The sequence below is a fragment of the Streptomyces sp. NPDC017940 genome (genome assembly GCF_044328435.1).
GTDB lineage: Bacteria > Actinomycetota > Actinomycetes > Streptomycetales > Streptomycetaceae > Streptomyces.
Genome location: NZ_JBIRHJ010000002.1, coordinates 1,048,665 through 1,063,522 on the forward strand (window position 1 = coordinate 1,048,665; position 14,858 = coordinate 1,063,522).

The 14,858-nt window shown below is 68.5% G+C and carries 11 protein-coding genes and 1 pseudogene; 1 reads left to right on the forward strand and 11 read right to left on the reverse strand.

Features of this window, described 5'->3' with window-relative positions; translation table 11 throughout:
* Window positions 1–56: 56 nt before the first annotated feature.
* A pseudogene (locus ACH4DX_RS10050) lies at window positions 57–239 on the forward strand (transposase); the annotation flags it as partial.
* A 347-nt stretch (window positions 240–586) separates the two neighbouring features.
* Here the strand turns inward: ACH4DX_RS10050 and ACH4DX_RS10055 are convergent.
* The 11 genes from ACH4DX_RS10055 to ACH4DX_RS10105 form a co-directional block, all read right to left on the reverse strand.
* Window positions 587–3,724, reverse strand: coding sequence for a BTAD domain-containing putative transcriptional regulator (locus tag ACH4DX_RS10055; protein ID WP_398154778.1), 3,138 nt, complete (start codon window positions 3,722–3,724; stop codon window positions 587–589).
* A gap of 800 nt (window positions 3,725–4,524) precedes the next feature.
* Window positions 4,525–5,346 (reverse strand): serine protease, encoded by an 822-nt coding sequence (locus tag ACH4DX_RS10060; protein WP_398154727.1) that lies wholly within the window; start codon window positions 5,344–5,346, stop codon window positions 4,525–4,527.
* Window positions 5,343–5,654 carry a CU044_2847 family protein gene (locus ACH4DX_RS10065; RefSeq protein ID WP_398115120.1) on the reverse strand — a complete coding sequence of 104 codons (312 nt, stop codon included), beginning with the start codon at window positions 5,652–5,654 and terminating at the stop codon, window positions 5,343–5,345. The genes ACH4DX_RS10060 and ACH4DX_RS10065 overlap by 4 nt, the downstream gene beginning before the upstream one ends.
* Window positions 5,655–6,292: 638 nt before the next feature.
* The gene (locus tag ACH4DX_RS10070) at window positions 6,293–6,610 is read right to left on the reverse strand and encodes a hypothetical protein (protein WP_398154728.1); all 318 of its coding nucleotides are present in this window, start codon (window positions 6,608–6,610) and stop codon (window positions 6,293–6,295) included.
* Window positions 6,611–6,837: 227 nt separating this feature from the next.
* A complete protein-coding gene (locus ACH4DX_RS10075; RefSeq protein WP_398154729.1) occupies window positions 6,838–7,842 on the reverse strand; it encodes a hypothetical protein in 1,005 nt (334 codons plus the stop codon).
* Between the two features lie 397 nt (window positions 7,843–8,239).
* A complete protein-coding gene (locus ACH4DX_RS10080) occupies window positions 8,240–10,537 on the reverse strand; it encodes an FdhF/YdeP family oxidoreductase (protein WP_398154730.1) in 2,298 nt (765 codons plus the stop codon).
* Between the two features lie 36 nt (window positions 10,538–10,573).
* Window positions 10,574–11,200, reverse strand: coding sequence for an SRPBCC family protein (locus ACH4DX_RS10085; protein WP_398115128.1), 627 nt, complete (start codon window positions 11,198–11,200; stop codon window positions 10,574–10,576).
* A 363-nt stretch (window positions 11,201–11,563) separates the two neighbouring features.
* On the reverse strand, window positions 11,564–12,445 hold the full coding sequence (locus ACH4DX_RS10090; protein ID WP_398154731.1) for an SDR family oxidoreductase: 882 nt from the start codon (window positions 12,443–12,445) through the stop codon (window positions 11,564–11,566).
* Window positions 12,446–12,700: 255 nt separating this feature from the next.
* Window positions 12,701–13,795, reverse strand: coding sequence for a hypothetical protein (locus ACH4DX_RS10095; protein ID WP_398154732.1), 1,095 nt, complete (start codon window positions 13,793–13,795; stop codon window positions 12,701–12,703).
* A gap of 411 nt (window positions 13,796–14,206) precedes the next feature.
* Window positions 14,207–14,398 (reverse strand): hypothetical protein, encoded by a 192-nt coding sequence (locus ACH4DX_RS10100; RefSeq protein ID WP_398154733.1) that lies wholly within the window; start codon window positions 14,396–14,398, stop codon window positions 14,207–14,209.
* A 103-nt stretch (window positions 14,399–14,501) separates the two neighbouring features.
* Window positions 14,502–14,858 (reverse strand): RHS repeat-associated core domain-containing protein (locus ACH4DX_RS10105; protein WP_398154734.1); only part of this gene is annotated, 357 nt, incomplete at its 5' end.

A 14,858-nucleotide genomic window follows, 5' to 3' on the forward strand; every position in this document is an offset into this window, starting at 1 on the left:
GACTCATTCTCCTGATCATGCTCAGCAGGGGAGATCTCACGGACGGCGAGTGAGCGGTGCTGGAGCCGCTACTGCCCAGGATTAGCAACCGGTGCGGCCGGTGGCGGGATCACCGGCAGGTGATCAGCGGGATCGCTCACCGGCTGAGCACCGGTTGCCAGTGGCGAACGCTGCCGGAGCGTTTCGGCCCGTGGCAGACCATTCACAAGCGTCCTGCCCTGTGGTCGGCCGACGGCACCTGGGAGCGACTGCTGCATCACGTCCATGCGGTCGCCGACACAGCCGGTGACATCGACTGGAACGTCAACATCAACTCCACCTCGATCCGGGCCTCGCCGGAGCCGGGGACAGCCAGGCTTTCCACCTCTCCATCTCCTTTCCCCCGAACTTGGTGGACTTCATCAAGACCCCTAATAGCACGGGCTTCTCGCAGAACCCGTGGCGGCTGCTCGACGAACTCGACTCCAGCCCGCCGGAGATCTCGGCATGGCTCGGCGACTACGCGCGAGTAACCGCCAACCTGGAAGGATGCCCGGGACGGGTGCGGTGGACTAGCGCCCGAAATGACCGGTCAGGAGATGTCCGCTCAGCCCGTGCGGACTCTTGATTCCATGAAGGATCGCAGTGGGGCGGCGTCCGCTGTCCCAGCCCGCTCAAAAATGCTGAGCGCCTCATGCCAGCACGCCGTGGCCCGACCCGCCTGGCCCAGGGCGGCGAGCGCCTTTCCCAGAACCGTCAGCACGGTTCCGCGCATTGGTTCGCCACCGACAAGGCCGATGGCGAGTGCCTGTTCGGCGTGCTGGGCCGCTTGTGCGGGGCGGCCAGCAGCCAGATGGGCCTCTGCGATCCGGAAATAGGTCATACCCTCCCAGAGGCGTTGCCGGTGGTCACGGAAGATGGCCAAGGCCTCGTCGAAGTGCGTCAGAGCCTCAGGATGGCGACCCGCCCCGGTGAGCGCGATCCCCACGGCGTAGTGGCCGTTGGCGAGGCGTACCGTCCGACCGAACTCAGCCTGGACCACGAGGCATCGATGCGCGATCTCGACCGCCGCAGCAGTGTCACCCACGCTCAGGTGGGCCCGGGCGAGGTTGCCCAGGCTGGTCGCTTCGAAAGGGCGGTTGTCGAGAGCGCGGAAACCCTCGATCGCGTGCTCGAAGCACGACTGTGCCTCCGCGTACCGACCGCGCTGCAGGCAGATGAGGCCCCGGTTGTTCGCCACCCAGCTGATGGCGGTGGCATCGTGCGTCGAGCCGACAAGTTCCGCGGCGAGCTGTGCTTGCGTCTCCGCCAACTCGATGTGGCCGGAGTCGAGGAGGACATCGACCAGCGCCGTGCGGGCCCGGCCCTCGGCGCGCACGTCCCCGGCGGCCTGAGCCGCTGCGCACATGGCTCTGGTGGTCACTTCGTACTGGCGGGAGTAGGCGCCCGACTCGGTGAGGTCCTTGGCTGCCCACAACAGGTCGATCGCCCGCTGCATCCTGCTCGTGCCCGCGGCCTGCTGCACGCAGGCCAGGAGGCAGGATGCCTCGGAAAACAGCCAGTCCAGGGCGGTGTTCTCGCTGGTGAATCGCAGTCCCGGGCTGTCGGTGGCCGTCAAATCGTCCACCAGTCGGTCCCCAGGCCGTTCGATCGCGTACACGCCTGCCGCGGTGGCCAGGTAGAAGTCGAGAAGCCGGGACAGGGCTGCGTCCCGCTCGCTCGGCGGCTGCTCGTCCCGCTCCGCGCAGGCGCGGGCAAAGAGGCGTGCGAGGTCGTAGTAGCGATAGCGCCCGGGAGCCGCCGACTCCAGCATCGACGTGTCCACCAACATCTCCAGCAGATCCTCGGTCTCCACCACCGGCAGATCCAGCATGGCCGCTGCTGCCGCCACCGACAGGTCCCAACCGTCGGCCAGGCCGAGCAACCGGAACGCACGGGCCGCGGCGGGGGCCAAGGTGCTGTACCCCAGCTCGAACGTCGCCTTCACCGCCAGATCGCCGGCCTGGAGCTCGTCGAGCCGGCGTCGCTCGTCGGCGAGCTTCGCCGCCAAGGTGGAGACCGTCCATGTGCGCCGCGCCGCCAGGCGAGATGCCGCGATGCGCATCCCCAACGGCAGGAAGCCGCACGCAGCCACCACGTCCAACGCCGCCTCGCGTTCGCTCGCCACCCGCTCCTCGCCCACGACCTTCGAGAAAAGCAGCAGGGCCTCCGCGGGCGACATGACGTCCAGGTCGACCAAGTGAGCTCCCTCCAGGTCCACCATGCGCACCCGCGATGTCACCAGGACCCCGCAGCCCTCCGCGCCGACCAACAGCGGGCGCACCTGGGCAGCGTCCCGCGCATTGTCCAAGAGCACGAGGACCCGACGGCCATCCAGGATCGAGCGGTAAAGGGCCGCCCGTTCACCCACCGAATCCGGGATCACCGCATCGGGCATGCCCAACGCGCGCAGGAACGCCCCAAGGACCGCCTCCGGCTCGGCAGGCCGTGGGCCCGCGCCCTGGAGGTCCACGTACAACTGGCCGTCCGGGAAAGAGGCCCGAGCCCGATGGGCTGCCTCCACCGCCAGCGTCGTCTTGCCAACGCCAGCGATGCCCGCCAGCGCCAACACGGGCATCGACCGGCCCTCGGCCGAGGCCAGGACGGTGCAGAGCTCATCCACGAATGACGCCCGGCCCGTGAAGTCGGGGACGGTTGCCGGCAGTTGCGCCGGGCGCACCTGCACGGCTTCGGGTTCGCCCACCGGGTCGGCCAGCTCGCCCAAGGTGGGGTCCGCGCGCAGAATGCCTTCCTGAAGTTCCACCAGCGACGGGCGGGGGGCCACGCCCAGCTCGTCCGCCAGCAGCCGGCGGGTGTCGGCGTAGACGGCCAGCGCCTCGGCCTGGCGGCCGCTGCGGTAGAGCGCCAGCATCAGCAACTCGCGCAGCCGCTCGCGCAGTGGGTGGGCCGCTGTGAGGGCGGTGATCTCAGAGACCACCTCCGCGTGGCAACCCTGCTTCAATTCCATGTCCAGGCGGGATTCGAGAAGCTCGAGACGCCACTCCTCCAGCCGGGTGCGCTGGGCTTCCGCGTACGGACCCGGTACGTTCGCCAGCGGCTCTCCGTCCCACAGGTCCAGCGCCTTGTTGAGCGCATGCCGAGCAGCGGCCAGATCGCCGCTCGCCCTCGCCCGCTCTGCCTCCGCCCACAGGTCCTCAGCCACCGCCAGGTCCAGCGCATCTTCGGCAAGGCCGCATACGGCGTAGCCGCCTGCCTCCGAGACGAGGACGCCTGGTCCCAGGACCCTACGCAGACGAACGGCGTAGGTGCGGATCGCCGCCAGGGCCTGGGACGGGGGCTCGTCGCCCCACAGAGCGTCGATCAGCTCGGCCGCCGTCGCCGTGCGACCGTTGCGCAACAGCAAGGCCGCGAGCACAGCACGCTGCTGAGGAGAACCGGCGCTGAGCTGCTCCTCACCGCGCCAGGCGCGTACCGGGCCGAGGACGCTGAAGCGGAAGGGTGCGGTGTCGTCCGTGGGCGCCAGCGGGACCGGAGCCCTTGGCGCCCCCGCTGCTGGCGGTGCGACCCGACTCCTGCTCCCAGCTGCCGCGGCAGTGGGACTCCGTAGTACGGGGCGGGGCGCCGAGCGCCGTCGCGTGCTGCCGGAACGCCCCGTGGCGGCTTCCACAATGGCCCGCGCTCCCTCCATGCGGTGCTCGTCGCTCAGAGCCTGAGCCGCTTCGAACTCCGCCGTGGCGAGGCTCATCAGCGAGGACCGGGACAGGGGATGGCGAGGGCCGAGCGTCGCCGATGACTTCTGGGCGGCGACCGCGAGGACGTCGGCTGCCCGCTCCCACCGCTCACGGTCTCCGGCGGCCATGGCCGACCGGAACTCGGACCAGGCCACAGTGATCAACGCGGAGAGGGACTGCGGATGGTCACTGCCGAGCAGTCGCACCAATCGGCGGGCCACGTGGGCAATGGTGTGGGTGAGTTCGTCTGCTTCCTCGTGGCGTTCCTGCTGGCGGGCGCCTTCTGCCAGCACCGACGTGGCCAGCAGCTCTACTTCCAGCTGCTCGTGGAGAGAACCCCCGCGCGCGTCGCCGCGCAGCGCCTCTCGCGCCGCCTGAGCGGCTCCGGCGAGGTCCCCCAGACGCAGTCGGATCGCCGCCAGGTTGGCCAGACTCGGGGCGGTGGCCTCGCTTCGGGCGCTCCCTGCCGCCAAGGTGAAGGCGGGCGACAGAACGGCGACCGCGGCAGGGATGAGGCCGCGGTCCGCGAGCATGACGGCCAGCTCGTTGCGGACCTCTCCCGGCAGCGTCAAAGAGCTGGGGGCCCATTGCAAGCGGGAGACCACGTGCTCCAGGAGAGCGCGGGCTTCGTCCTCCAGACCGAGTGCTTCGAGCAACGACATAAGGTAGGGGAGATCTTTGCCGAGACCTGGGCGCCGGAACGGATCAGGGTCGTTGCGCAGCGCCGTCACGGACGCCGATACGTACCGACGGGCAGTGGCGTCGCCGCGGAGAGCGCGTTCGGCGTCGGTGATCGCCCGCTGCCAGACATCGGTCATGTCCCATCACCGCCCAGCTGGCGCTTCATGACCGTCTGCACCGCCAGGAAATTGAGTTCGGCGACCTGCGCGGGGTCGAGGGTCCCTCTCTGCGCCCACTTCTCGATGCGGTCGAACCAAACCTCCACCATGGCGGCGGCTGGTTCGTCGTTGACCTCCCGGGCCTGTTCCGGCGATTGGGACGACGCGCCGGCCGGGTGCAGGACATCCAGCAGATGCCCCACGTCGAACTGATCGAAGCGGTCTACGGCCTCGCTGATCGTGGCGGCGAACAGGACGTTGGCGGCGCGGCCCGTGGCTGCCCGATCCGGGACCTGCTCCAGCAGAATGCCGACGATCTCGGGGTCGTGCTTCTCTGCGATCCCTTTGACCACCGGGCCGCCCGAGTAGCCCGAGTAGTCCCCGAGGTGCTGGTTCGGTGTCAGCTGCAAAGCCTTGATCACCGCACCCCCCTCGCACAGATAGTCCGCCGTGCCGTGGTCCACCCGCCCTCCCAGGTGTACGTCGGACTCGTGCGGGCGGTAGGGGGCGTGCCACTGGTCCCCGCCGCGGGCGACACCGGCCCGGGGTATCGGCAGGTGTATCTCGTACGCGGCGGAGATCGCGATCAGGGCCAGGTCCGCGTCCTTATCACGGCGGCAGACCTGGCCCTTGAGGCGGCCGCCGTCCGTCAGGACCACGTCCACGGAATCGTCCAAGGCGGCGAGGCCCCGCAGGCAGTGGAGCGCGGTCATCACGTAGCGGCGCGTGAGCAGGAAGCCGCCGCCGAGGCGCTGCTCGGAGTGGAAGAGCTCGACCCAGTAGCCCGCGGTGGTCACGGCGCCTCCGCGGTCCGCTCCACAGTGAGAGTGACCTCGAACGACGCTTCGGCTGACGCTTTGGACAGGATGACCCCTGCCTCGGCCGCCAGCGTCAGGCCGAAGGTGACCTCCATGCTGGAGACTTCCCAGCCGTTCTTGCGTGGTACTTGTGCGAGTGATTGCTGGGCGATGGACGACGCCTGCACGATCGCCTCTTCCAACTCCTCGGCGCGGTCGCCGAGCGCGGAACTGGTGCGGATGCGGCTGGAGATCTGGCGGCTGCCGGTGGCATCCAGAGCCACGGTCTCGACCCGAACTTCAGCCATGTATCCCCCTGTTGGTCAGGTGCGGGCCACGCCGATTCCCTGCTGCTACGTGAAGCGTAGCCATCGCTGTACCTGATCCGCGACCCGTTCGGCGCACAAGATCGAGGTGAGGCGGGCCAGGCGGCCCGTAGCCGACTACGTGGGCGCGGGCGATCAGCCGGGCCCCTGGCACTGGGGCCTGATCCGCCGGACTTCCATCTGCACGCACAGGACGGCCACACCGCCGTCGCGGGCGGCACCTACCGGGACGACGAGAGCATCCACCTTCACGGCGAGGACCACTGCGGGTCGTCTCCGGCTCCTACGGCACCCCCAGCGAGGCAATCGCGGAGTTTGAGCACCTCTACGGCGACGCTGTCCGCCCAAGGCCCCGCACCTGCTACCGAACCCGCACTGCAGGCCGCCCAGGCCGTTGCCGCCATCTCGACGCGGGAGGCCGCCATCTCGACGCGGGAGGCCGCCATCTCCCCTGATATACCGGCGGAACCACCCGATTTATCAGCCGAATCGGTGCCGGTGTACGCGGCCAACCCTGCCCAGTGTGATCCGAGTGGCCTGTAGCACCAACTCCCCTCCCGTGTTCTCGCGACTGCTCGCGTCGGCGAACCGCCCCCAGGTACGCAGGAGTTCGGCATTACCTAGTCCGGCCAGTGCTTCCCGCAAGGCAGGGTCAGCCGTGACGAGGACGGCCTGATGGCCTGGGTACGGGCTTTGACGGCCGACACCTTCGTGAGCTTGTACATCCTGGCGACCTGCACCGGCCCGTGGCCCGATCTGGCCCGAGCACAGGCCCGTCCGCTCAATACGGCTCGCGCCGCATTCTGGGCGTCGAGCGGATCCGACTTGCCGCGTCGACGGCGATCCGCCCGGTCCATCCAGTTCACGTCATACACGTCGATTCCCTGGGCCAGCAGATAGCGGGTCAGGGACGCCCCGTAGGAGCCAGTGCCCTCCACCCCGGCCCCGCCGCACGGTTCCTGACTTCCTGGCCCACTTCAGCAGAGCGCGGTACCCCGCCGCGGTGGCCGGGAACTCCGCAGTGGCCAGCACCGTCCCCATCACGGAGAGCACCGCAGCCACATGGACATCCCGGTGCGTGTCCACCCCCCAGCACCGCCTCCCTTGCCGGGCGACGACGACAGGGCTGACTTGACGACCCGAAGGAGCCCTCGCTAGCGGTGACCTACCGCCACGGAGTCTGGGCGCGCTGGGCCTGTCGCTGTTCGGAGAGGGCGTCTGCCCGGGCCATGGACAGGAGGTGGGCGAGCCGACCGGCTGCGTTGGTGGTCCACCAGCAGCGGGCCTCGGGAGAGAACGCGGTCTTGGGGACGTTGTCGATGGCCTCTTGGTAGACGGTGGGTGAGTCGTGCCACTCAGTGTCGGCGATCACCCGTAAAGAGCGAGTCGAGAGACCATCAAGGATGGTGAAGAGCTTAGGGAGGGCGGTCAGGCGATGTCGGCTGTGGCTGGCTTGGCGGACACCGCCCGGGTATTGGGCCCAGAGGAGGTACTGGGCCGGCCAGGGCAGATCGATCACCTCGCGCCCGTCGTAGGCCACGACCACCGGCTCGGCCATGGAAACGGCAATGCCGGTCACCATTCCTCGCCCCGTGTCGTGCAGTTTATCGACCAGTCTGGTCACCCACGACTCATCGCGAAAGTCGCGCTTGATTGCACACGCCAAGGCATCGCGAGCGCGGGCCCATCGCGCCGCGACAGGCGAAGTGTGGTCATGCTGCTCGGCAGGGGCGAGACGCATGAGGGCCCGGAGCCACCCCTCACACCATCGGTCGAATCCGTACTGGTAGTCATAGCGGGCCGGGCCCGATGAGGTGTCCTTCAGCTCTTGTGCGGCCAGGGCTTCCTCGCAGATCTCCTCCCACATCTCCTGCCAGGGGAGCCGGAACTTCCCAGGCCGACGGCGACGGAAGTCGGAGTCGAGGAGCGCGGCCGTTCCGATCAGCAGTAGTTCCTCCCTGGACTCCCCGTCTCGGTACGCGCCAACATGGCGTTCCGCCAACCGCTCCCGGGCGGCGTCCAGTGCCAGGAGCGGCTTGCGCAGCAGACGGTGGGCGTCCTTGGAGTCGCTGCCTCCCGGGGCGTGCATGCCAAATGCGAGAACGTCGCAGTACGCCTCCAGGTCATGTCCGGAGTCGAGCCGATCGGCCAGCGCGCGCAGCGCTTCCATACGTGAGATCAGACGGCGGGCCTGCGCACCAACACCGGGGCGTCCTCTGGCCCGTCAAAGCGGTATTGCAGGGTTGCAGTCGTCGTCTCGCTCACCTGTTCACGCTCGCACATCTCACAAAATCTCACGGACGGGGGGTGGGAGTCTCCACCGGACCACCCCAGGTTTCCGCAGCCGGACGCAGATCGTCCACTCCCGGCTTCACCTACCACTTCTTCATCGTACTGACGTTCGCATGGTCGGCCCACCGGGCGAGAATGTGGTCGGGCACGCCGAGCTGCGCACAGCCCTAGACGGCCACCTCCGTGGTGCACCATCCGGTACGCCGATCCGGACGCACATCGCCCCTACGGCCGGGACCGCCTCAGGGCGAGCGAACGCGGAAGCAGGGCCGGCCTCACCGCCCCGCACGAGAAGGTTCGAGGCGGACGACGAGGCCCTTCGACGTGGGCTGGTTGCTGATGTCGGCGACGCTGTCCAGCGGCACCAGGACGTTCGTCTCCGGGTAGTAGGCGGCGGCCGAACCCTTGGCGGCGGGATAGGACACGATCTCGAAGTTCTCGGCGCGGCGCTCGATGCCGTCCCCCCAGACGCTCACCAGGTCGACGCGTTCGCCCTGGGTCAGGCCGAGTTCGGTCAGGTCCGCCGGGTTGACGAACACGACATGGCGGCTGCCGTGGATGCCGCGGTAGCGGTCGTTGTTGGTGTAGGGGACGGTGTTCCACTGGTCGTGCGAGCGCAGTGTCTGTAGCAGCAGGTGGCCCTTCGGCGCCCGGGGGACGACGCGCTCGTTGCGGGTGAACAGGCCCTTGCCGACCTCGTTGGGGAACACGCCCTCGTTGACCGGGTTGGGCAGTTGGAAGCCCCCGGGGCGGGACACCCGTGCGTTGTAGTCGTGGAAGCCCGGCACGACGCGGGAGATGCGGTCGCGGATGGTGCCGTAGTCCCCCTCGAAGGTCTCCCAGGGGATGTCCGTCCTGCTGTCCAGGGTGCGGCGCGCGAGTCGGCACAGGATGGCGACCTCGCTGAGCAGCAGCGGGGAAGCCGGCTCCAGGCGGCCCTGGGACGTGTGCACCTCGCTCATGGAGTTCTCGACGGTGACGAACTGCTCGCCGTCGGCCTGGACGTCACGCTCGGTGCGGCCCAGGGTGGGCAGAATCAGCGCGGTGTCGCCGCACACGGTGTGCGAGCGATTGAGCTTGGTGGAGATGTGGGCGGTCAGCCGGCACGAGCGCATCGCCTCCTCGGTCACCTCGCTGTCGGGAGCGGCCCGCACGAAGTTGCCGGCCAGGGCCAGGAAGACCTTGACCTGGCCGTCGCGCATCGCCTTGATCGCGTTCACCGAGTCCAGGCCGTGCGGGCGCGGCGGGTCGAAGCCGAACTCGTGCTGGAGGGCGTCGAGGAAGGTGTCCGGCATCTGCTCCCAGATGCCCATGGTGCGGTCGCCCTGGACGTTGCTGTGGCCGCGCACCGGGCAGGCGCCGGTACCGGCGCGCCCCAGGTTGCCGCGCAGCATCAGGAAGTTGACGATCTCCCGGATGGTGGGCACGCCGTGCTTGTGCTGGGTGATACCCATCGCCCAGCAGACGACGACGCGCTCGCTGCCCAGGACCTCGTCGCGTACCTTCTCGATCTCCTCGCGGGTCAGTCCGGTCGCGGTGTGCACGTCGTCCCAGTCGAGGTCGCGGGCGTGCGCGGCGAACTCCTCGAAGCCGGAGGTGTGGGCGTCGATGAAGCCGTGGTCGAGGACGGTGCCGGGCCGGGCGTCCTCGGCTTCCAGCAGCAGGTGGTTGAGTGCCTGGAACAGGGCGAGGTCGCCGCCGGGCTTGATGTGCAGGAAACGGTCGGCGATCTGCGTACCGCGCCCGACGATCCCGCTCGGCTTCTGCGGGTTCTTGAAGCGCCGCAGCCCGGCTTCCGGCAGCGGATTGACCGCCACGATGCGGCCGCCGTTGCGTTTGGCCTCCTCCAGGGCGGAGAGCTGGCGCGGGTGGTTGGTGCCCGGGTTCTGCCCGACCAGGAAGATCAGGTCGGCGTGGTGGAGATCGTCGAGACTGACGGTGCCCTTGCCGGTGCCCAGGGTCTCGCTCAGCGCGAAGCCGCTGGACTCGTGGCACATGTTGCTGCAATCGGGCAGATTGTTGGTGCCGAAGGCGCGGGCGAAGAGCTGGAGGACGAAGGCGGCCTCGTTGCTGGCGCGGCCGGAGGTGTAGAAGACCGCCTCGTCGGGGGAGGCCAGCGTCTTCAGCTCACCCGCGAGGACGCCCAGGGCGTCGTTCCAGGTGATCGGCTCGTAGTGCTCGGACCCGGGCCGTTTGATCATCGGCTCGGTGAGCCGCCCCTGCTGGTTGAGCCACATGTCGGAGCGGGCGGCGAGGTCGGAGACGCTGTGCTCGCGGAAGAAGTCGGCGGTGACGCGGCGCGTGGTGGCCTCGTCGTTGATGTGCTTGGCGCCGTTCTCACAGTACTCGTTGCGGTGACGCCGGCCCGGGGCCGGGTCGGCCCACGCGCACCCGGGGCAGTCGATCCCGCCCACCTGGTTCATGGTCAGCAGGTCCACCCCGGCCTTCTTCGGGGAGGTCTGCTCCAGGGAGTACTCCAGCGCGTGCACGACCGCGGGGACCCCGGCAGCCCATTTCTTCGGCGGGGTCACGGACAGGGTGGTCTCCGGCTCCTCGCCGGACGGGTTCTGCATCGGTTCGCCCTTTTCCTTCCTGGTACGCGATGTCGCTCAGCCGACGGGCCACTGGGCCACGCGGCTCCGGGGCGGTTCCGGGTGCTCGTGTTGCACGCGGCCGTTGCGGATGGTGCTGCGCCAGGCCCCACCTTCCTGGCCGAGGCCCTCGATGAACCGCTTGAAGTTCACCAGCTCGGCGCGCACGAGGCGGGCGGTCAGCCGGGTCGCCCGGCGCGAGCGGGTAAGGACCTGTGCCGTCCCCCGTGGCTCCAGGAGCATCCGGACGGTGATCGCTGTGCCGCCGGACCGCGTCGACGCGAACTCGACCTCGCCCTGGTGGGAGGGGTGCTGCCGCAGATCGCGCCAGGCCAGGTAGGCGTCGGGGTCCTGCTCAAGGATCTCGACCGCGAAGCGGTGGCGCAGGGGCCCGTAGCCGATGGTCCAGGCGGTCACGGTGGGCCTGACCTGTTCGACCTCGCGCACCACGGACGAGAAGCGCGGGAAGGACTTGAACTGCGTCCACTGGTTGTACGCCGTCCGCACCGGCACCGCGACCTCGACCGTCTCCTCGACGTGCCGCTCGCGCAGCGGGCGACGGCGCGTGGCCCGGTCACCGTCGGGGAGTGTCCCCGGCGGCGAGGCCGACACGGCCTGCTGGGCATCGTCTTCATGCGTCGCCATCGTGCTCTCTCCTTCGGGCTCCGTCGGGCTCCTTCGGGCTTCTTCGGGTTCCTTCGGGTGCGGAACCAGGCATCCGGGAAGACCTGGGCTCAGCTGACGCTTCAGGACTTGTTATCTGTACCACCCCCGTTCATCAGTACCCCCGTAGCGGATCGTGAGTCACTTCAGTACGTCCAAGTGCCACGATCGGCGGCCGTCGGACAGCGCCCGCCCGACGGCTGTCTCAGCCCCGGCTGCCTTCACCACGGGGACCGGCTTCGGCGTCACCGAGCACTGGCCGGAGCTGCCAGACCTACCGGAGCTGCCAGACCTGCCAGACCTGCCGGATCAGCCGGATCAGCCGGATCAGCCGGATCAGCCGGATCAAGGGAGCGGCGTGCCCCCGGTGGCGTTCATGATCTCCGCGGTGATGAAGCTCGCGTGCTCCGAGGCCAGGAACACATACGCGGGCGCCATCTCGGCGGGCTGGGCAGGACGGCCCATCGGCGCCTGTTTGCCGAACTCCGCGGTGTCCGGCAGGGTCGCCGGGATCAACGGCGTCCACACCGGTCCCGGAGCGACAGCGTTGACGCGGATGCCGTTCTCGACCAGCATCTGCGCGAGGCCCTGGGTGAAGGTCACGATGGCGCCCTTGGTCATGGCGTAGTCGAGCAGATGCGGGCTCGGCTTGTAGGCCTGTACCGAGGTGGTGTTGATGATGGAGCCGCCCGCCGGGATGTGCGGCACCGCCATCTTGCACAGCCAGAACATGCCGTACAGGTTCGTGCGCACCACCCGGTCGAACTGCTCCGTGGTGATGTCCCCGATGCCCTCGGGCTGCGACATCTGATAGGCCGCGTTGTTCACCAGCACGTCGATGCGCCCGAACTCCGCCACGGCCCGCTCGACGAGGCGCCGGCACTGCTCCTCTTCCCGGATGTCGCACGGCACGGCGAGCCCTCGGCGCCCCGCTTCCTCGATCAGGCCGACCGTCTCCCGGGCGTCCTCGGCCTCGACGGGCAAATGGGTGAACAGGACGTCGGCACCCTCGCGTGCGTAGGCGAGCGCGACGGCCCTGCCGATACCGGAGTCACCGCCGGTCACGACCGCCACCCGGTTCTCCAGCAGTCCCCTCCCCCGATAGGAGTCCTCACCGTGGTCGGGCGGCGGGTCCATCGGCCCGGTCCAACCGGGCGGCTCCTGGTCCTGCTGGGCGAACTCCGGCTGCGGATGTTTGGTCGTGGGGTCCTGCGGGACGTCGCCCATCAGTAGTGTCCGTTCCTCGGCTGTACGGGTTGCAGCTCGCGCCGCACCTGCCGGAGACGCCCCCATGTCGTCACTCTCGGTGATCGAACTATGTGTACGCACGCCTCCGCAGCACCGAGTGTCCCGTGATCCCGGGCCCACACATGCGCGACGAGGTAATCGCGCATGGGACCGCCGCACCGCCCCCGACATGAATGTGGAAGCGGTGCGGCATGGCCTCCGCGTGGCGTCCGCAGAGCGCGGCAGCGACAGGGATCAGGAGAAGCGGCGTACGAACACGTCCGACTTGCCGTTGGTGTCGCCGGGCACGATGTCGTCGGCCGTGGACTGGAAGACCACGTCACGCCCGCCGGCGCTGACGGCGTCGACTCCGGCCGAGGCCGGCTGGTACGAGACGATCTCGTCGGTGCCCGCCGTCAGGTCACGCAGCTTGAGCGACGGCCCGGCCGTGTCGTTCGGGGCGTACAGCAGATGGTTGCCGGTGGGGTCGATGGCCAGGCCCTTGACGTTCGGCACCAGTCGGGCCGTTCCCGTGCTCACGTCGTGGACGTAGGTGTCGGTGCCCGAGAGGTAGACGACCTTGCTGCCGTCCTCGCTGATCTGGACGATCGTCGCCTCCTTCGCCGCTCCCTCGATCGGGCCGGAGGTGGAGCCGTGGTCCCGGTCCCACAGGAAGACGTCCTTGGTCTTGCCGTTCTGGTACGCGACGAAGCGGCCGTCACCGCTGATGGACGGCCGGGACGGCGCGGTGTGGTCGAACCAGGCGAGTTCCTGCTTGGTGTTGGCGTGCCAGTCCCATACGTCGATGCGCTGGCTGGTGGAGGGCCTGCCGATGGTGGCGACATTGGCGACGTAGCGGCCGTCGCCGCTGAGCGACGGCTGACTACAGTTGAGGGCGTCGCAGTTGAGCCCGATCGAACTGCCCGCGGTCCACTGAGCCAGCTTGACCTTGGTGTCCCTGAACAGCAGCACCCAGTAGGCGGCGTACTCCCCGTCACCGCTGATCATCGGAGAGGCGATCGGGTGGCTGCCCACGGACTTGAGCTGTCCCGACGGCTCGTCGCGCAGATACACTCTCTCGCTTCCGGCAGCGTTGCCGGGCGCGATGTTCGTCGCCGAGGACGAGAAGACGATACGGCGTCCGTCGGTCGTGATCGCGCCACCGGTGGAATGGCCGTCGGACTGAGTGCCGTCGGCCGCGACACTGATCCTCTCGACTCCGACTTCGGTTCCGGCTCCGGCTCCGGCTCCGGCTGTACGCGCAACGCCCGCAGGATCGGCCGAGGCTACTCCGGGCAGCGCCGTGGTGACCGCGCACACCACGAACGCCGCCCCCAGTACACCTCGCACGCGTCTGGTGTTCCGGTCGGTGTTTCCCCCCAGTCAGGAAGAGATCTCACCCCCGGCTCCCCGCCGGAGGGCCTCCAGCATGCAACCGCAGCGGCGCTGAGCGGTCAATGCGGCACATGACATGTGAGAGGAGTCGTTTCGGTCATAGGGGGACGCGTCCCGAACACCGCTCGTCCCGAACAACCCGGCCCCCGGGAGACGCGAAGCTCTGAGGCCCATGAGCAGCCAGGGCGGCAGCAGTCCTGTAAGCCTTCTATACGTCCGCACAGTCGCCGATAGCCATCCATTTGCCGCACACCCTTCGCAACACACTGATGCAAGTGGCTTCAACGGCCGCCCCGACTGCCCCTCCAAAGGCAATCCCTGCTGCTTTACCCCACTGACCGTCCAGACCCAGGTGCACGCCAAGCGTCAGCGTTTGGTCTTCGAAGACCAGCGGTGAAGCATCATGGAAAGCAGTACTGCGCCGCTGACGAGCGCCAGAATCCCGGCTCCCAACAGCGCGTAGTTGCTGCCTCGCACCCCTAAGATCACACACAAAGCCCCAAAAGCCATCCCCAAAGCTACGATTATGGTGAATTTGGTTTCAGGCTTGGTTGGCATCGCCCCTCCTTGCGGTGGCCTTCCGGGAAGCGTCCGATGCATGCTGCCCGGAAGGCCATTGTCTGCTCTCAGTAAGATTGCGTTCGATATGGTTCCTTGTATGTCACCCGTAGGACATTATGTCCGCGTTCATGTAGGCCGCTCCTGCGCCTACGGCACAGGACAAGGTTCCAGCGGCTACCGTGCCGGGCGTGCCAAAGAATCCGGTCGCCGCTGTGAGAACGCCGGACTCACCTGCTGCCCCGATGCCGGCCAAGCAGCCTGAGACTCCGGTTACTACCTTCTCCCCGATGTCGAGGACGTCGGAGAAGCTGAACAGTCCACTCGGGTCGATGCGGTTGACGGGGTCGCCTTCGGCGTAGAGATAGGGGTTCTTCTCCTGGCCGGAGGGGTCGGGCTGAGTGAAGCGGGTCATGTGCGGGTCGTAGTAGCGGGCCTTGAAGTGGTAGAGGCCGGTGGG